This window comes from Mangrovivirga cuniculi (assembly GCF_005166025.1).
Taxonomy (GTDB): domain Bacteria; phylum Bacteroidota; class Bacteroidia; order Cytophagales; family Cyclobacteriaceae; genus Mangrovivirga; species Mangrovivirga cuniculi.
Genome location: NZ_CP028923.1, coordinates 1,985,518 through 2,004,288, shown reverse-complemented (window position 1 = coordinate 2,004,288; position 18,771 = coordinate 1,985,518). Strand labels below are relative to the sequence as shown.

Genomic DNA, 18,771 nt, shown 5'->3' with positions numbered 1-18,771 from the left:
TTTTGAAGGTAATTTGCCATCATTTCCACATAGAAAGGATCATATACTTTTCATTAAATCTGCCATAACATGAATGTTCATATAATAAACAGTTATAAACTATTAGAAAGATTGCCCAAAGAGGCTTCAGGAAAAAAAATAGTTATAAAAGAAACTTTATCGCAAGGTCCTGTGTCTAATGACACTTTGCCAAAGTTATTTGAAGAAAGAGCACAATTTTTCAAGGATGCTTATTCAATTTCTGAAGAAGTGTATTTTGGCGAATCAATGCCTGAAATAATGAAATTACCGGCAATTAAAAGATTTTCAAAGGTAAACCTTTGGTTTGAGCATGATATAGTAAGCCAGGTGAATCTTTGGTTTACGTGTTCCTTAATAAATTTTAATTCCATCAAAGAATTATCATTGGTATTACCATCGGTAGGGCATCAAAATGGTTTTGAGAATATGAATAAGCTTCAAATAGCAAAGACATTCAAAAATAAAATAAACTTAACCTATCATCAGTTTACAGCACTTCAGAATTTATGGACTGCATACTGTGAGAAAAATTTTGCTGCTATGCATAAATTATCTCGTCCGCTTTCTTCCATACTTCCTCTTCTTTCTGAGGTAATCCGAGTGATTGAAGCTGATCACAAAGATTATACATATGCCAGAAAAGTTCTTGATAAAATACGTGGTGATAAAAAAGAAGATGACCTGAAGCTAATTGAAAAATTTAAAAGCTCAGCCCCTATTTATGGCTACGAAGAAGCTCAGGTAGCGTATTTATTAGATAATATTAAATAATGAAAAAAACATTAATATATATTTCACTTCTATTTATTGTCTCTGCATGTGGTAAACAAAAACAAAATATTGATGACCCATTTTCTGGTCTGAAAAACACACTTGATTCTTTAACAACTGCTGGAATCACTCCAGGTATATCGATGAGTGTTTTTACCAGGGACTCAATTATAATGGTTCATACATCAGGATATGCTAATTTAAGTGATTCAGTTAAAGTCAAGGAAACTACAAACTTTGAAGCTGCCTCTTTATCGAAACCCATTCTGGCACATATTTATCTGAAACACTTTAAAGATGAAATTCCCCTGGATACATCTTTACTTAGCTTTTATGATCAATCTATAACAAACAATACTGATTACCTTGAGAAGGTTTCTCCATTTCATGTCCTAAGCCACCAATCCGGATTACCAAATTGGAGAGCAATGCCGGATACTAAAGCAAAATCACTATCTGAAGTATTTAAAAAAACAGATAGCCTGAACTTCAAATTCGAACCTGGAAGTAAATTCGGTTACTCCGGTGAAGGATATATATGGCTTCAGGGAGCAATAGAAAAAGTTTCAGATAAGCCATTTCAACAAATTGCCTCTGAAACAATCTTTGCTATGGCTAAAGCTAATAGCTCAACGTTTATTTATCCAAAAATTGATAAAAACGCCTCCATTCCTTATAATGAAGACAATGAAAGAGTCAGTAAACAAATAATAAATGTGACATTAGCTTCAGCATCTTTACATTCCAATGCAGTAGAATATGCAAAGATGTTTCAGCATTACATAACTGATGAATCTTCTTTAATGGATCCGGTTATAGAGGTTGATACTTTGGACAATTTCCAAATTAAATGGGCTCCGGGTATAGGCATTATGGATAATAATCAAGGCGCCGAATATTTATTCCATTGGGGAGATAATGGCTCATTCAAATCATATTTGATATATGATAAAAACAATGATCTTGGTTTTGTTTATTTCACCAATTCTTCGAATGGTTTAAAAATAAGGAACATAATTATCGATAAAGTTTATAATAAAAAGATACCAATGTGGCCTGAAGATTATGAACAATTAAAATAACTTATCATCCCTTACTAATTATTAGAAATTAAAATGAAATATTTCTACTATTTATCTTTTGCTATTATTCTCTTTTCCGGATGTAAAACCAGCCAAAAAACTGGCGAAAAAATCTCAGAACAGGATGTTCTAGCCACATGGGTTGGAGCTATTGGTTGTGATGAATGTAGTGGAATTAATTATGAACTTACACTCCTTGAAAATAACAAATATTATGAATTGATTGTCCATCAGGATAAAGCCGGTAACGAATTAATAAAAAAGGGTGAATGGAGATTAAAAGGAGATATACTGACACTTTATGCTTCGAATAGTCAGGATGAGTATAAAACGCTCGAAGTTGATAATGAAAAATTACTACTGACAGGTCCAAAAAATGAATCATTGGAAAAATCTTCTAAACCCCGTACTTCAAGCTATTATATCAATAAAGCTATAAAAGGAATTGATTTTACTGGTTCGGGCCATCACCCTCAATGGGAAATTGATATAGATTTTGATGAAAACATTCATATTCAATATCCTGACAAAAGGATTGATTATTCAACACCGATTCCTGAAAATGTTGCCGACAATAGTGGGAATACCCTGATCTATGTGGTTGAATCCGAGAAAAGTGAATTAACTTTGACATTAAATAAGCAAGAATGCTTTGATGATCAATTAAAAGAAACATTTGATTACTCAATTACAGCTACACTTAAGTTAATTAGCATGAATGAGCCAGTTACTCTTGAAGGTTGCGGAAGATTTTTGGGAGACTACAGGCTTCATGATATTTGGGTTTTAACTGAGATCAATAACAAACCACTGGATCCGGGCATAGTATTTAAACAGTCTCCATTTCTGGAATTGAATCTTACCCAAAGACACCTGACGGGATTCACTGGTTGCAACAGGGTAAAAGGAAATTTAAGTTTTAATCAATCCTCATTAATTGTAACGGATATTTCAGGAACAAAAATGAGCTGCCAGGCAGAAAGTCTGGAAACCCAATTTTCGGAAATCCTTACTTTTGGAGTGTTAGATTATAATTTTGATAAACGAAATATGACTCTTCAGAATAAAAGAGGGAAACTAACATTTAAAAAAGTAGATTAAAAAAGCAGCGAATGAAAATCCGCTGCTCCAATTATCGGTTTTAAACTTTTATTAGTCTTCTTTAACTACAAGATTACAATCTTCCGTCAATTCTAATTCTTCAATATTAAATGCATTGGTTGTATCTGCAGAATGGTACATTTCTACTCTGACTCCATTTGGAGTATATAAAATGTTAGATAATGTATCTGAAGATGGTGAAACTTCACCTCCTTCATCCTTCTCAGGATACCAATTTAACACACCGGCTTCAAAGTTTTTATTAACGGTAACTAATCCGATCTGAGATCTGGTTCCAGAAAGGGTTTTGAAAGCAAGAAGACGACAATCTCCCATTTCCTTTAACGCTATTATTTTAACAGATTCAATTTCTGCAGCGTTCGAAATTGACGGACCTACTTCTTCTAAAAAACTTTCAAGAGATAATGGCGAACCATCCTCATTTTCTATTTTGTATACATCAATATCCTGTATAGTTGTTTCCCAGAAATTTGGCTCTTCAGTTTCCATTTCAGGAACTTCAACCTCTGCTTCACTTTCTTCAGTAGTTTCGTCCCTGAATTGCCTCCACATGCTGCAAAAACAAATACAGTAACAAAAAATAATAAGATCGTCTTAAATTGATTTTTCATTTTTAGCCTTTTATAAATTTGTGATAACCTTATTTACGCAAATTGTAAACAAAATTCAAGCTAAAACAATAAAAAAAGGCCTTACAATAAGGCCTCTTGCTAATAAAATCTTTATTCTTTATACTAATTGTCAATTTTTGCCTTTATAGTTACCTGTATAGTACTTTTACGTGGATCATTACTGAAAATAGTCAGGTTCTTAGTCAGGTAACCAACCCTTCCTTCACTATCTAATTTCACTTTCACAGTTGTACTTTGCCCGGGTTTTATCTTTTCCTTTCTAATTTCAGTTTCTATGCAACCACAATTGGCAAGAATTTTACGAATCAAAAGGGGCTCCTTACCATAATTTGAAATAGTAAATTCATATTCAGAAGTTTCTCCTTCATTTAATGCTCCAAAATCGTGCTTGCGATTAGATACAGATATTTTAGGGGCATCTGCTAATTCTTCCTTTGTCATTGGAGGAAAATACTCCTTTATGAAAGTAGTTACATATAAAGTTTTCAGGCTGTCAGAGTCTTCTGAAGTAATAAAACTCACCGGTTCAGTAAAATAACCCAGATCGTCTTTATTCTGAGTATCATAAGAAACAACCAGCTTTCCTCTCTCCTTAGCAGCAAGATTAGCAGGATTAAATGAAACAGTAATATGCTCAGGAGTCTCTATTAAATTCGGATCAAAAACTATTTCCTTTTCACCCTGATTATAAATTTCAAATTCCTTTTTAACCACCCCTGGTTAGTGATATTTCCTAAAGGCAAAGCTCGATATTTAACTCTTAAATCTCCCATTGGAGTCGGGAAGTCGTCCTTTGGGCCTTTTGGCTTTGGTTTTACTTTACCACTAATTTGTAATGTTGTTACCTGCTTTTCAGCATTAGTGCTTACTGTAAGAGATTTATTAAACCCACCAGGTCTGTTAAATGGATTATATTGAGCAATAACATAACCTGTATCTCCAGGAAGAATATTTTGTTTAGTCCAGGCCGGGGTAGTACAACCACAACTAGCTCTGACGTTATTTATTTTCAGTGTGTCGTCACCTGTATTTTCAAAAACAAAGGTGTACTTCACCGGTCCTCCCTCCTCTTCTATCTCTCCAAAATTATGTTTCGTGTTACGAAATTCTATTTGAGCCTGGCCAAACACATCCATGGCTAAAAAGATCGCAAAACACAAAATAGCAACTGACCTATTCATATTTAAAAAATTTTAAAATCATTGTAAATCTAATCATTAATACCAAAAAGAACATTTAATTAACAATTGTTATTAAAAAACAAATTACATTTTTAAATAATCCTTAGTTATCTTTGGCACCTTTAAATAACAATAGAAGATAATATCATGCCAAGAATATTAACGGGAATCCAAAGTTCAGGAAAACCGCATCTGGGGAACATATTAGGTGCGATCAAACCAGCTATTGCACTTTCGAAAAAAGAAAATAACGATTCTCTGTTTTTTATAGCAGATCTACATTCATTAACCTCCATTAAAGACGGCGAAGAGCGAGTGAACAATGTCGATGCTGTTGCTGCAGCCTGGCTAGCCTGCGGATTTGATACTGATAAAAATCTTTTTTACCGTCAATCCAGAATTCCTGAAGTTTGCGAGTTAACATGGTATATGAATTGTTTCACGCCATTTCCAATGTTAGCAAATGCTCATTCATTTAAAGATAAATCTGATAGATTGAGTGATGTAAACGCAGGATTATTTACTTATCCGGTATTAATGACTTGTGATATTATTCTGTACGATGCCGAATATGTACCGGTGGGTAAAGACCAAAAGCAGCATTTGGAAATGACCAGAGATATTGCTTCTTCATTTAATGCCAGGTATGGTGAAGTATTCGTATTACCGGAAGCAATTATTGATGAAAAAGTAATGACTATTCCAGGTACCGATGGTCAGAAAATGAGTAAATCATACGGTAATACTATCGATATATTTTTACCTGAAAAACAACTGAAAAAACAGGTAATGTCAATTATCACTGATAGTACTCCATTAGAAGAACCCAAAGATCCGGATACCTGTAACGTTTATGGTATTTATAGTCTATTAGGTACTGAAGAGGAAACTAAACAATTGAGAGAAAAATACCTGGCTGGAAATTTTGGATACGGCCATGCTAAAAAAGAGCTTCTCGGATTGATATTGGATAAATTTAGTGAGGAGAGAGAAAAGTATAATTACTACATGGAGAATCTTGAGGAACTTCATGCAGAACTTGAGAAAGGAGAAGAAAAAGCCAGAGAAATTGCCAGACCGACTCTGGATAAAGTCAGAAAGGTTTTAGGATATAAATAAAAAAGGGGTTTCGAGCCCCTTTTTTATATTTTGTCACACTGTCTTTTCCTTATCCATATGCCAGGCAACTATTGTTGGTTCACCATCTACCCTTAATTCTATACGTGCAGGTGATGGCAAAATAACCAAACGACATTCTTTGCCATTAAAGTCATCTACCTGAACCTTCAGTCCTTGATCTTTGGCAGCGGTATATTTACCACCATCACCTATGGTATATTCTTCTGCAAAATATTTTATCGGACTCCAAACTTCATTATCAGGACAAAATTCATCATGAACGTGATAAAGTATCTCATTCATGTCGGCATAATAATTCTCTTTAAATTCAGCCTCCAAATGATCCAGATCATTTCTCACAAGATCATACCGTTCATCACCTTTCTTGAGTTTTGTCAGAGCAGCCCTTTTTTCAGCTATCTCAGTTATCGCCTCATTTAGCTTTTCTATTTCCATGATTTTTTGGGTTTATCTTATACAAACTTCCTCATTGAGCCTGACTAACGCAAGAAATAATAAGATATTTTAGTACCCTTTTCTTACCTGTTAAATGTAACATTCTAATCTGTTATATTTCTAAAGTGAAGTGTTATTGTAAAGCTTTAAATTCTATGACAAAAGCCTTAAATTTGTGTAACATTAACCAATAAATAAATATGAGTAACCAGGAAGATTTTCTACCGATTAATGGTACAGACCACGTAGAATTCTACGTAGGTAACGCAAAACAAGCCGCTGTTTACTACCAATATATGTTTGGCTTTGATTTAGTCGCTTACGCCGGCCCGGAAACAGGTGTAAGAGACAGGGCTTCATATGTACTTCAGCAAGATAAATTAAGATTTGTCTTTACTTCAGGATTTCATCCTGACTCTCCGGTATGCCAGCATGTTTTAAAACATGGTGATGGAGTTAAAGTTATGGCTCTTTGGGTTGATGACGCTGAAAAGTCTTATTATGAGACGATGAAAAGAGGTGCCAAATCATATGCTGAGCCAAAAACGCTTAAAGACGATAACGGAGAAGTGAAAACTGCTTCTATTCACACTTACGGAGAAACTATCCACACTTTTGTCGAAAGATCAAATTATTCAGGGCCGTTCATACCTGGATACGAAGCCAGAGAAAATAATGTTGAATCTGAAGGTGTCGGTTTCAAATACATAGACCATGCCGTTGGTAATGTGGAATTAGGAAAGATGAACGAATGGGTGAAATTCTACGAAGATGTATTAGGATTTAACTTATTAGTAACTTTTGACGACAAAGATATAAGCACTAAGTATACTGCCCTGATGTCAAAAGTGGTTTCAAATGGAAACGGATACGTTAAATTCCCTATTAATGAACCTGCTGATGGTGTTAAAAATCTCAAATAGAAGAATATCTTGATTTCTATCACGGAGCTGGTGTTCAGCACCTGGCCATTGCCACAGATGATATCATCGAAACTGTTGGAGAACTAAGAAAAAGAGGACTTGAATTCCTTGAAGTTCCAGCTACATATTATGATGATCTGCTTGACAGAGTCGGTTCGATCGATGAAGATATTAAGCCTTTAAAAGACCTGAACATTCTTGTTGACAGAGATGACGAAGGATACCTTCTTCAGATATTTACCAAGCCACTTCAGGACAGACCAACTCTTTTCTTTGAAATTATCCAGAGAAAAGGAGCTAAGTCTTTTGGAAAAGGAAATTTTAAAGCATTATTCGAAGCAATAGAAAGAGAACAAGAATTACGAGGTAACTTGTAATTTTTAAATAAAAATTTTACTATTTTAAAGACAATCTGTTAATTTCAGGTTGTCTTTATTTTTTTAGATTAAATTATTTCTATGGAGCAGTCAATTCAACGAAAAATAGATCATTGGTTAGAAAGCAATATCGATCAGGACCTGAAATCCCAGATCGAAAAACTAATGAGTAATGGTAACAATGATGAACTGGTAGATTCATTTTACAGGGATCTCGAATTCGGCACCGGAGGACTTAGAGGTATAATGGGGCCGGGAACGAACCGGATGAACAAATATACCATTGGAATGGCCACTCAGGGATTAGCAAATTATCTTAGACAGAGTTTTGGTGATCAGGAAATTAAAGTAGCCATTGCACATGACTCAAGAAATAACAGCAGAAAATTCGCTGAGATTACTGCTAATGTATTCAGTGGAAACGGCTTTAAAGTTTACCTTTTTGAAGATCTTAGACCAACACCGGAATTATCATTTGCAATTAGGGAATTTGGCTGTCAGAGTGGTGTAGTATTAACTGCCTCTCATAACCCAAAAGAATATAATGGTTACAAAGCATACTGGGATGATGGCGCACAAGTTATCGCACCACATGATAAAAACATTATTGCAGAAGTAAACAAGATCACAGATTTCAGTCAGGTTAAATTTGAGGGAAATACAGATCTCATCATTCCGATCGGAAAAGATGTTGACAATAAATATCTTGATCAAATAAAATCTCTTTCATTGAATCAAGAGGCCATCAAGAGCAATTCAGAAATGAAAATTGTTTATTCACCTCTTCACGGAACCGGAGTAACACTCGTACCTGAGATTCTGGAAAGATTCGGATTTAATTCTGTTCATGTTGTAGAAGAGCAAGCGAAACCGGATGGGAATTTCCCAACTGTCGTCTATCCAAATCCTGAAGAGTCAGAAGCACTTTCAAAAGGTCTTGCCAAGGCTAAAGAAATAGATGCTGATCTTCTTATGGCCACTGATCCTGATAGTGACAGAGTAGGTATCGCAGTAAAAAATCATAAAAATGAATGGCAACTACTCAATGGTAATCAAACAGGAGCTCTTTTGATCTATTATGTCCTTCAGGCATATAAAGAAAAAAATGGTTTCGAAGGAAATGAGTTCATTGTTAAAACTATCGTAACGACAGAATTAATCAAAGATATAGCTGATAGGTTTGGAGTCCAATCATATGATACGTTAACAGGATTTAAGCATATAGCTGCTTTAATCAGAAAACTTGAAGGCAAAGAAAAATATCTTGTTGGTGGAGAAGAAAGTTATGGTTACCTGATTGGAGATGCAGTAAGAGACAAAGATGCGATTGCTTCATGTGCATTAATTGCAGAAATGACTGCATGGGCTAAAAGTGAAAATAAATCACTTTTTGATTTATTGCTGGAAATCTATAAAGAATTCGGTCATTATAATGAATATCTATTTTCATTGACTAAAAAAGGAAAGTCAGGTGCAGAAGAGATCAGTAAAATGATGGAAGACATGAGAAAGAAGGCTCCTGACACATTAGGTGGTATCAAGGTGATAAAAGTAAGCGATTATCTCGCTCAAGAGTCTACAGATCTGGTTAGCGGTAAGACTACCTCTATCGATCTGCCTAAGTCCAATGTATTACAATTTTTCTTAGAAGATGGCTCTAAGGTTTCAGCAAGACCTTCAGGAACCGAACCTAAAATCAAATTTTACATTAGTGTAAAGAAAGGTTTAGCAGAAATATCTGAATTTGATAATTCTCTGGATTCACTTAATCAAAAAGCTGAAAAGATTAAAAAAGATCTCGGATTATAAATCTGATAAAAAAAATAAAGTTAAAAAGAGAGGCCATCATGTCTCTCTTTTTTAATGGTATCACTTCAATTTTTCTTATAATTGTGGTTGATATATTCTAATATGATCGAAATTAAACAACAGGCAGATTTAAAGAACTATCATACATTTGGTGTGCCGGCCATTGCTGAATACCTGGCTGAAGTTCATTCAATAGAAGATATTCGAGAGGCAATAGATTACGCCCGATCCAATAATCTAAAATTAAATGTGTTCGGCGGTGGTAGCAATGTTCTTTTCAAAACCAATCCAAAAGGACTGACTGTTGTAAACAAAATTACCGGAGTAGAAGTAGTTCGGGAAACCGAAAAAGAAGTTGAATTAAGTGTAGGTGCCGGAGAAATATGGCATGACTTTGTTCTCTATTGCCTTGATCATAAATATTATGGAATCGAAAACCTCTCCCTGATACCAGGTACAGTCGGAGCTGCACCGATGCAGAACATCGGTGCTTATGGCGTAGAAATCAAAGAGGTATTCAAACATCTTGATGCTGTTCACAGGGAAACCAAAGAATTAGAAAGATTTAACAATGAGGAATGTCAGTTTGGCTATCGGACCAGTGTTTTTAAAACTACTCAACGTGATAAATATATAATTGCAAGGGTGAATTTCGTATTATCTAAAGTTCCTGAATTGAATATTTCTTACGGTGCTATTTCCCAAACGCTGAATGAAATGGGAATCTCCTCTCCTACTCCTGAAGACGTCAGCAAGGCTGTTATTCACATAAGAAGTTCTAAGCTTCCTGATCCAAGTAAGATCGGTAATGCAGGGAGCTTTTTTAAGAATCCAAGCATACCTAATGAAGCTTACGAAAAGTTAAAAATGCAATTCCCGAATATGCCGGGTTACTCTCAGCCTGATGAAACTGTAAAAGTTCCTGCTGGCTGGTTAATAGAGCAATGTGGATGGAAAGGCAAAAAAGTTGGAAATACTGGTGCCCATAAAAATCAGGCTCTTGTTCTCGTTAATTACGGAAATGCAAAAGGACAGGAAATATTTGACCTATCGGAACAAATACTAAAAAGTGTCCGGGATAAATTTGGCATAAACCTTGAACGAGAAGTAAATATTATCTAGATCATATGAGTAACATTACTCAGGTCACCACTATACTGTTCCGTTTCTACTCCAAACTTGCTTAAGAAGTCGACCCCTTCATCAGTAGCTAAGCCTTTATATTCTGCATAAGATTTAAGGAAAATCACTTTCTTTATACCCATACTGTAAATAATTCTTGCACAGGCAATACAGGGTGATAAAGTGACATATAGAGTGGATCCTGAAACGGAGGCATTATTCTTAACCGCATAAATTATTGCATTTTGTTCTGCATGCAAAGCTAAGGTGCAACTACCCTTACTATCTTTACCACATCCGTTTTCCGGAAATTCTTCGTCACAATTGTGCGTTCCTGCTGGCGGGCCATTATAACCAATACTGATTATTCTGGTTTCTTTTACGAGTACCGCGCCTACGTGTCGGCGGATACAATGAGAACGTTTTGCCAGATTTACGGCAAGTTCCATAAAAATATCATCAAATTGTGGTCGTTCCATTTATAGAGTTTTGGAAATTAAGCACATTTATTGTGTATATTTGGCAATATTAAGAATAAAAACAAAAACAAATGAACCAATTAACCACTGTCTTTTTAATCTTTTTATTTTCTTCGACCCTGAACGTCTTTGCTCAGGAAGCTGTTACCCCCAGATTAAGTCCTCTAGAGGTCAAAACAGTTAAAAATGAAGATTCATATGTAAAAGTAACTTATTCTCGCCCTCATAAACGGGATAGGATAATTTTTGGAGATCTCGTGCCTTATGGTAAAGTCTGGAGATTAGGCGCAAACGAAGCAACAGAGATCACAATTACCGAAGACATAAAAATGGCAGGAAGAGATCTTGAAGCCGGAACTTACTCTTTATTCGCTATTCCTCAGGAAGATAAGTGGACAATAATAGTAAATAAGGAACTTGGTCTGTGGGGAGCATACAATTATAATAAAGAAAATGATCTTATGAGATTTGATGTGCCGACCTCAGAAACTAAAGAAACCTGGGAAGCATTTACAATCGATTTTGAACAAAGACAGGATAAAACATATATGACCATGAGCTGGGATAAAACGAAAGTAAGCATCCCAATCGATTTTCAAATATCAGAATAATATAAAAAAGCCCGGAAAACCGGGCTTTTTTTATCCTTCTTCATTATAAGATACCTTGTATATTGTTCCTGAATAATCATCTGAGATCATCAGGGATCCATTTTCTAGTTCGATTACATCAACTGGCCTTCCCCAAACGGTTTGTTCTTCCTCATTTAACCAGCCATCAATAAAAGGCTCGTAGCTTGTTCCCTCTCCATTGTTAAGGTCTACCATGGTAATTCGATAGCCTATTTTTTTACTTCGGTTCCAGCTTCCATGTTCAGCAATTAGTGCTTTACCGTTATACTCATCCGGAAAATCCTCCCCTGAATAAATGGTTAATCCTAAAGGCGCTACGTGAGGCCCCAGATTTTGAGCAGGTCTGACAAAATCAGAACAAGGCCTCTGTTCCCCAAATTCAGGATCAGCAATATCTCCACCATGGCAATACGGGTATCCAAAATGCATGCCTTTCTCAGGTGCATAATTCAACTCACATGGGGGAAATCACCTTCAAGGCATATTTCCAAGAATAGGTTAGAAAATATTATAATAATAAAATTTACAAATAATTTGATTATTAAATCTTTTTTTAATTATTTTAAAAGGATATCAACTAAATAATTATTTATAACTATGCTTAATTTAAAAATTAAAAATCATTTCAAATTATTCTTTTTTTTATTAATAATATTTGGATTAATAAATTGCACGGATGAAGATATTTCTAAACAAACTTTAGAGAAAAAAACGCTAGAGGAACGTGTATTTAGTGCAGAAATTTTGCCTGGAGACATATCAAAGTTAATTAAAGAAAATCCAAAAGAATTAGAAGGAAACCTCGGTAGTTATTTATTCATTCCTATTCCTACAAGAAAAGGATATTTAAAAATCGCAATGAATTCAAGTAATGAGAAAATTAAAATTCTAAAATTAGTAGAAAAGCGATTTGCTAAAGAATTTGCAGATGTTAATCCTATGAAAGACCAAACAAATGTCAGAATGGCTCCACCAGAAGTTCATTGTACAGATTGGAAACCGAGAGGTGGGGCTAATGGTGGAGCAATTAGATACTGCTACGTAAAATCATTCATTTTTCTTACTGATTGGTTTGAATATTGTGAATGCGGATACTGTTGTTAATATTTATATTAAAATTACAAATTTTGAGCTACATTTTATGAATAAAACTAGGCTGTTATTGACTAACAGCCTAGTTTAATATCATTATTAAAAGCTATTAAACGATACAATATGCTTTGCCGTAATCTTTTCTAAAATTATTTACCATAGTTAATGGTATAAACTGTTCCGGAATAATCATCCGAAATCATCAGGGATCCATTTTCTAGTTCGATCACATCAACTGGCCTTCCCCAAACGGTTTGTTCTTCCTCATTTAACCAGCCATCAATAAAAGGTTTATAGCTTGTGCCTTCTCCGTTTTTCAGATCAACCATAGTTATTCGATAGCCTATTTTTTTACTGCGATTCCAGCTTCCATGCTCGGCTATCAGTGCTTTACCTTTATATTCATCAGGAAAATTTTCTCCTGAATAAATGGTTAATCCCAAAGGAGCTACATGAGGACCAAGGTTTTGAGCTGGTCTGACAAAATCAGAACAAGGTCTTTTCTCTCCAAATTCAGGATCAGCAATATCTCCACCATGACAATACGGATATCCAAAATGCATGCCTTTCTCAGGTGCGTAGTTCAATTCACAAGGAGGGAAATTATCCCCTAAATGGTCTCTGCCATTATCCGTAAAATACATTTCTTTAGTATCCGGATGCCAGGTAAAACCGACAGTATTTCTCACTCCTTCAGCAAATATCTCCATATCAGTGCCGTCGGGATTCATTCTTGTAATGGTCGCAAAAATCTCATCTTCGCTTTTACAGATGTTACAAGGCGCCCCCACTGGTACATATAATTTATCATCAGGGCCAAAAGCGATGTATTTCCATCCATGATCGGCTTTTTCAGGATATTCATCATACACTACTTCCGGCTCAGGAGGAGATTCAAGATTATTAAGTATATCAGGATATTTTAAAATCCTGTTGATTTCAGCGACATACAGATCACCTTTCCTGAAGGCTACCCCGTTGGGCTGCAATAGTTCTTCATCAATGACGTGAACAGTTTCTCCATACCCGTCATTGTCTTTATCTTCCACAGCATATACTTTCTCAGCACTTCTTGAACCGACAAAAAGGATACCTTCTGCCATATCCATTGACCTGGCATTTTCCACCCTCGCATATACTGAAATCTCAAAGCCTTCAGGCAGATTTAATTCATCCAGTTTCAGGCCATCTTCGTCTGACCATTCTTCTGGAGCATTTACGGTCGCTTCAACTGTACCTTTTATAGTATCACTATCTTCATCATTACTACAAGAAAAACCACTGACTAATAATACAGCTATAAATAGATTGTTAAATAGTTTAATTTTCATGTTGCTGGTTTTTAATGGTGTTATGTACTGTAATGTAATAAACTCTTTCAAATGATTATTGTTCCATATGAGCTAATTAATGTAGTTTTGCAAAATGATTTCAATTTCGGAACTATCTTATTTTCTCGGAGACAGAGCTTTATACAAAAATTCTTCGCTTCATATCTATTCAAAAGATAAAATAGCCCTGGTAGGGCTTAATGGAACAGGAAAATCAACATTATTAAAATTAATTAATGGTGATCTAACTCCTGATGAAGGCTCAATTTCTAAAAGTAAGGAATGTACGATTGGATATCTAAACCAGGATCTTCTCTCATTTGTCAGTGATGATCCGATCCTTGATGTCGCTATGCAGGCTTTTAGTGATCTGATCCATGTAAAACATAAAATGGATGAATTAGCTAAAAGAATGGAGACAGATTATAGTGAAGAAGTCCTCAATGAATACAGTAAGTTACAAGATGTATTCGAAAGCAATAATGGATACTCTTTGCAATCCTCTGCAGAGGAGGTTTTAGAAGGTATTGGTTTTAAAACTTCCGATCTTCAACGACCGCTTAAAGAGTTTTCCGGAGGTTGGAGAATGAGAGTGATGCTGGCCAAACTGCTTCTGGAGAAGCCCTCTTTATTAATGCTGGATGAGCCCACCAACCACCTCGACCTGCCATCAATTCAATGGCTGGAAAATTATCTAATGAATTATTCAGGTGCGGTGATCATTGTATCCCACGATAGAGAATTTCTCGACCGTGCAACAAGTAAAACAGTTGAGATCTCCCAGCAACAATTAAATGTCTATAATGGTAATTATTCTTTTTTCCTTGAAGAAAAGGAACAAAGAAAGGAATTACAGCAAAATGCATATGAAAATCAGCAACAAAAAATAAAACAAACTGAAAAGTTTATTGAGCGTTTCAGGGCTAAGGCAACCAAAGCAAAACAAGTTCAATCCAGAGTGAAAGCCCTGGAAAAAATGGATATGATCGAAGAGGTGCAAGACGAAACAGTCGATATAAATTTCTCCTTTTCGCTGTCAAGACCATCCGGTAAACAGGTCATGTCATTTAATGAAGTAGAAAAAAGCTATGGTGAGAAAGAGGTAATTAAAGATGCAACCCAACATATTCTAAGAGGTGATAAAATTGCACTGATTGGAGCAAATGGAAAGGGGAAATCGACTATGCTACGCATCATTGCAAACGATGAGAATTTTAAGGGTGAAAGAAATGAAGGACATAATGTTAACCTGGCCTTCTTTGCCCAGCATCAGCTTGAGGCATTAAACCTTAGAAACACTATCATACAGGAGTTAATGGAAAGCGGTAGTGGTAAAAGTGAACTTGAATTAAGAAATTTATTAGGCTGCTTTTTATTTACAGGCGACGATGTCCATAAACCCATTAAAGTATTATCAGGAGGAGAAAAATCAAGAGTTGCGTTAGCTAAAACTATTATTTCTGAAGCCAATTTCCTACTCCTGGATGAACCGACAAACCATTTAGATTTCTTTTCAGTCGACATGCTTATCCAGGCACTTAATCAATATGAAGGAACTTTTGTTACTGTAAGTCACAACCGGCACTTTATAAAATCGGTAGCTAACAAAATCTGGTATATAGATCAGGGAGAATTAAAAGAGTATCCTGGTACTTATGAAGAATTTGAATTGTGGCTGAAGGAAAATGATATTACTCTTGATAAACAAACAAAGCCTTCACCATTAGATAAGAAAAAGGTAGAGACCAAAAAAGAAAGACAAAATACAACAGATCAAAATTCTTTTAAAGAGAAACAAAGATCTTTAAAAAAACTTCAAAAGGAAGTAGATGATGCTGAAAAAGAAATTTCTGTTCTGGAATCTGAAAAGGAAAAATTAGAAAGGGAATTAGCGAAACCTGAAAACTTCTCTGATGAAGAAAAGTCGACAGCATTAACTGAACGATATGAAGAAGTTAAAGATAAACTACAATCGTTAAGTGACACCTGGCTTGTATTAGTAGAAGAGCTGGAAAACTCGGGCGATATATAATTATATTTATTCATTCAAGTTATTTTTTTCTAAGTGTAATCTGTACACTATTTCATCTAGTGTTCTTTCTAAAACAAAAAGTGTGCCTGAATTTATTCGTTCAAATGAACCATCGAAAACTTGACTTATATCACTTACTTCCTCTATAGAGTTTATAAACTTAATTTTGTTATTTATTAGTCGATATTTACCATCTGCGATTTTTTGACCTTCCATAATAAGCTCATAATTACCTGAGTTAAATGATACTTCAAAAGTTTCTTCTCTGGATCTATCTTCACCAGAAACTTTATATAAGACTCCGGTATAAGTTCCGAATTCCGGATATACTTTTCCCGAAGTGATATTAAAAATTGTATCTAATATAATTATTAGAACAACTGATGCCAGTATTGCCGTAAAGCCCTTTTTCATATTAAAATTCTTTTCGATATAGTTGGTAAACAATAAATATAATTTTACCAATAAAAATTATAATTAAATAATTGTATCCGTTTCATATAGGACACTTTTAAAGAAAAAATAGTTGTAAGCTTACTTAAATTTGTATTTCAACCCCGCAGATAATAAAAGTGAATAAGGGTTTGAATTAAGGTTGGTTCCTACTTTGGTATAGGATGAAATTGCATGTGTATATTGAGGTTTTAAAAGAACCTTTAAATTACTTTTCAGATCATAAGAAAACATTAATGCTCCTGAAGCTCTGAAATTAAACGAATTATAAGGAGAATCACCATCATTCCCAAATCGAGTAACCTCGAATAATCCCTGACGAGCTGTAACTTTACCAGCCATGAAAACATCAGTAATTAAACCGGCATTTCCTGTAATAGAAAATCTTTTATCCATCAAAATATAACCAGCCTCTAAAGGAAAACTGATATATTCATATGTAGTGGTTAATTCAGTATCCGGAATATAAGAAAGTTCAGTGGTGTTTCTTTGCTCTTTCAAATCCCTGATATTAGTAATATTTAAAGTTTCTGAAATACTATTCAGATCTCTTGAAAAAGCAACATTAGAAGAACTTATGGCCTCCTGATATAAATAATTCATTCCTCCCTGGAGCACTAATCTATCAGTTAATTTACCACCAAGTTCAAGACCGGCCATGTAACTCGGTCCGGGAATAGCATCTGTATTAAATCCAGATGTTTCTGTTAAAACCATTGGTTCAATATTTTCCTCCATTAACTCTGTTAATGTCAATTCGCTTTGCGAAAAGTTCTGATTAACAGATCCTGATCCCATATTAAACCCGATCCATACATCCTCTACATTGTTACCATTTGGTTTTCTAATGCTCTTAGGTTTCAGCCTGGTAACTTTATCCCAATTTAAAACAACAATTCCGTTGAGCTCAGGCTCATCGGCATTAACATTCAGACTATATGCGAATGATCTTCCTGATAAATAGTCAAGTTGTTGTTGATCTTCACTGTCAGAATATAAATCATGGCTTGCTTCAGAAATACTATTAGAAGAAAAGACATTGCTATTTGAACTATTATCACCAGAACCTCCTTCATGTTTTAATTCGTCACTGGCATTAGTTTTTAAACTTGAAGCTAAAAATTGATCTGATTCCTTATATACAGAAACTTTATTTTTATTTCCAGTTTCAGAAGTTCGTGAAGCAATTTTATCATTTTCTACCTTTAAATCATCCAGATTAACCTCTTTATTAGGTTCAATGAGGCTTTCAGATTTATTATTATCATACTCAATTTCAGAAACAGCCAATTGAGGTTGTTCTGCATTCAAATAAGCCAATTCATCTTTAAGCTGAGAATTCTGGTTGAACAGATAACCTCCTAAGCCTCCGAGACCTATTAATAAAAGTAATAAACTGGCTGCTATTCTACGATAAAAATAGGCTGTCTTTCTATATTTAGAGGCCCTGTCAGCATCCATAGCAGATTTAACACCTCTCCAGGCAGATGGTGGAGGTGTTACTTCCAAATCATTGAGTCTGTTTACCCAATATTCTCTGTTATGGTCGCTATCTTGCTCTTTCATTTTTAAAAATATCTCTCTGACGAGCCATCTCCTTCAACAATTGTCTTGCCCTTGCAAATTGCGATTTAGATGTACCCTCAGAAATCTCCAGCATTTTTGCTATCTCACTATGCTTATATCCTTCAACAGCATATAAGTTAAAAATCACTCTACAACCATCAGGCAATGACTTTATCATTTTAAGCAAGTCCTGATGATTTAAATTATTTAAGGCATCAATCCCGGGCTTTACAATATTAGCATCAGCCACATCTACCATCGGAAACATATAAAGTTTACTTCTTTGGCTATTGATAGCTGTATTTATAACAATTCTTTTAATCCAATAGCCCAGAGAAGACTCTCCTTTATAAGTTGAAATCTTCCTGAAAACTTTTATAAATGCCTCTTGTAAAATATCTTCAGCTTCTAACGTTGACTTACTATAGCGAAGACAAACGGCATACATACTCGGAGAAAATTGCTGATACAATTCCTCTTGAGCTTTTGGATCCTGCCTTTTGCAAGCTTCAATAAGTAATTTTTCGTTAGCCATGCGTTAATACTAAGACACTAAAATAACAATTATGGT

19 protein-coding genes and 1 pseudogene are annotated in these 18,771 nt (G+C 34.9%); 10 read left to right on the top strand and 10 right to left on the bottom strand.

Annotated features, from left to right (window positions below; all coding sequences use genetic code 11):
• Nucleotides 1–69 precede the first annotated feature (69 nt).
• From DCC35_RS08860 to DCC35_RS08850, 3 genes are read left to right on the top strand one after another with little or no spacing between them, the layout of a single operon-like run.
• A complete protein-coding gene (locus tag DCC35_RS08860; RefSeq protein ID WP_137090444.1) occupies nucleotides 70–792 on the top strand; it encodes a DUF1835 domain-containing protein in 723 nt (240 codons plus the stop codon).
• Complete coding sequence (locus tag DCC35_RS08855; protein ID WP_137090443.1) at nucleotides 792–1,874, top strand: serine hydrolase domain-containing protein; 1,083 nt, start codon at nucleotides 792–794, stop codon at nucleotides 1,872–1,874. The genes DCC35_RS08860 and DCC35_RS08855 overlap by 1 nt, the downstream gene beginning before the upstream one ends.
• 33 nt (nucleotides 1,875–1,907) lie before the next feature.
• The gene (locus tag DCC35_RS08850; protein WP_137090442.1) at nucleotides 1,908–2,975 is read left to right on the top strand and encodes an META domain-containing protein; all 1,068 of its coding nucleotides are present in this window, start codon (nucleotides 1,908–1,910) and stop codon (nucleotides 2,973–2,975) included.
• A 51-nt stretch (nucleotides 2,976–3,026) separates the two neighbouring features.
• On the opposite strand, the gene DCC35_RS08845 is transcribed toward DCC35_RS08850, so the two are convergent.
• From DCC35_RS08845 to DCC35_RS08835, 3 genes are all read right to left on the bottom strand, one after another.
• Nucleotides 3,027–3,548, bottom strand: coding sequence for a hypothetical protein (locus tag DCC35_RS08845; protein ID WP_137090441.1), 522 nt, complete (start codon nucleotides 3,546–3,548; stop codon nucleotides 3,027–3,029).
• Nucleotides 3,549–3,730: 182 nt separating this feature from the next.
• Entirely contained in the window at nucleotides 3,731–4,342 is a 612-nt protein-coding gene (locus DCC35_RS08840) for a DUF1573 domain-containing protein (RefSeq protein WP_137090440.1), read from the bottom strand.
• Complete coding sequence (locus DCC35_RS08835) at nucleotides 4,294–4,809, bottom strand: DUF1573 domain-containing protein (protein ID WP_137090439.1); 516 nt, start codon at nucleotides 4,807–4,809, stop codon at nucleotides 4,294–4,296. Before DCC35_RS08835 ends, DCC35_RS08840 begins: the two co-directional genes overlap by 49 nt.
• Before the next feature lie 147 nt (nucleotides 4,810–4,956).
• Between DCC35_RS08835 and trpS the strand changes: the two genes are divergently transcribed.
• Nucleotides 4,957–5,928, top strand: coding sequence for a tryptophan--tRNA ligase (gene trpS / locus DCC35_RS08830; RefSeq protein WP_137090438.1), 972 nt, complete (start codon nucleotides 4,957–4,959; stop codon nucleotides 5,926–5,928).
• Nucleotides 5,929–5,961: 33 nt separating this feature from the next.
• Here the strand turns inward: trpS and DCC35_RS08825 are convergent, their stop codons facing one another.
• Entirely contained in the window at nucleotides 5,962–6,384 is a 423-nt protein-coding gene (locus DCC35_RS08825; protein WP_137090437.1) for a hypothetical protein, read from the bottom strand.
• A gap of 200 nt (nucleotides 6,385–6,584) precedes the next feature.
• Between DCC35_RS08825 and hppD the strand changes: the two are divergent.
• The 3 genes and pseudogenes from hppD to murB all read left to right on the top strand — a co-directional run bounded on the left by hppD (nucleotide 6,585) and on the right by murB (nucleotide 10,615).
• Nucleotides 6,585–7,684: pseudogene (gene hppD / locus DCC35_RS08820) on the top strand (4-hydroxyphenylpyruvate dioxygenase).
• Nucleotides 7,685–7,765: 81 nt separating this feature from the next.
• Nucleotides 7,766–9,493: a phospho-sugar mutase gene (locus DCC35_RS08815; protein ID WP_137090436.1), complete on the top strand. Its 1,728-nt coding sequence runs from the start codon at nucleotides 7,766–7,768 to the stop codon at nucleotides 9,491–9,493.
• A gap of 102 nt (nucleotides 9,494–9,595) precedes the next feature.
• Nucleotides 9,596–10,615 (top strand): UDP-N-acetylmuramate dehydrogenase, encoded by a 1,020-nt coding sequence (gene murB, locus DCC35_RS08810; RefSeq protein WP_137090435.1) that lies wholly within the window; start codon nucleotides 9,596–9,598, stop codon nucleotides 10,613–10,615.
• On the opposite strand, the gene DCC35_RS08805 is transcribed toward murB, so the two are convergent.
• Entirely contained in the window at nucleotides 10,612–11,094 is a 483-nt protein-coding gene (locus DCC35_RS08805) for a deoxycytidylate deaminase (protein WP_137090434.1), read from the bottom strand. The two genes, murB and DCC35_RS08805, sit on opposite strands and share 4 nt — an antisense overlap.
• Before the next feature lie 71 nt (nucleotides 11,095–11,165).
• Between DCC35_RS08805 and DCC35_RS08800 the strand changes: the two genes are divergently transcribed.
• Nucleotides 11,166–11,705, top strand: coding sequence for a DUF2911 domain-containing protein (locus DCC35_RS08800; protein WP_137090433.1), 540 nt, complete (start codon nucleotides 11,166–11,168; stop codon nucleotides 11,703–11,705).
• Nucleotides 11,706–11,735: 30 nt separating this feature from the next.
• Here the strand turns inward: DCC35_RS08800 and DCC35_RS08795 are convergent, their stop codons facing one another.
• The gene (locus DCC35_RS08795) at nucleotides 11,736–12,155 is read right to left on the bottom strand and encodes a PQQ-dependent sugar dehydrogenase (protein ID WP_137090432.1); all 420 of its coding nucleotides are present in this window, start codon (nucleotides 12,153–12,155) and stop codon (nucleotides 11,736–11,738) included.
• A gap of 168 nt (nucleotides 12,156–12,323) precedes the next feature.
• Here DCC35_RS08795 and DCC35_RS08790 point away from each other — a divergent pair, with 168 nt between their 5' ends.
• Nucleotides 12,324–12,830: a hypothetical protein gene (locus DCC35_RS08790; protein WP_137090431.1), complete on the top strand. Its 507-nt coding sequence runs from the start codon at nucleotides 12,324–12,326 to the stop codon at nucleotides 12,828–12,830.
• 137 nt (nucleotides 12,831–12,967) lie between these two features.
• Here DCC35_RS08790 and DCC35_RS08785 read toward each other — a convergent pair whose 3' ends face one another.
• Nucleotides 12,968–14,149 (bottom strand): PQQ-dependent sugar dehydrogenase, encoded by a 1,182-nt coding sequence (locus DCC35_RS08785; protein ID WP_137090430.1) that lies wholly within the window; start codon nucleotides 14,147–14,149, stop codon nucleotides 12,968–12,970.
• A gap of 94 nt (nucleotides 14,150–14,243) precedes the next feature.
• Between DCC35_RS08785 and DCC35_RS08780 the strand changes: the two genes are divergently transcribed.
• Entirely contained in the window at nucleotides 14,244–16,181 is a 1,938-nt protein-coding gene (locus DCC35_RS08780) for an ABC-F family ATP-binding cassette domain-containing protein (protein WP_137090429.1), read from the top strand.
• Between the two features lie 6 nt (nucleotides 16,182–16,187).
• Here the strand turns inward: DCC35_RS08780 and DCC35_RS08775 are convergent, their stop codons facing one another.
• From DCC35_RS08775 to DCC35_RS08765, 3 genes are all read right to left on the bottom strand, one after another.
• Entirely contained in the window at nucleotides 16,188–16,628 is a 441-nt protein-coding gene (locus DCC35_RS08775; RefSeq protein WP_137090428.1) for a hypothetical protein, read from the bottom strand.
• Nucleotides 16,629–16,715: 87 nt separating this feature from the next.
• Nucleotides 16,716–18,200, bottom strand: coding sequence for a hypothetical protein (locus tag DCC35_RS08770; protein WP_137090427.1), 1,485 nt, complete (start codon nucleotides 18,198–18,200; stop codon nucleotides 16,716–16,718).
• A complete protein-coding gene (locus DCC35_RS08765; protein WP_137090426.1) occupies nucleotides 18,184–18,735 on the bottom strand; it encodes an RNA polymerase sigma factor in 552 nt (183 codons plus the stop codon). The genes DCC35_RS08770 and DCC35_RS08765 overlap by 17 nt, the downstream gene beginning before the upstream one ends.
• Nucleotides 18,736–18,771: the final 36 nt, after the last annotated feature.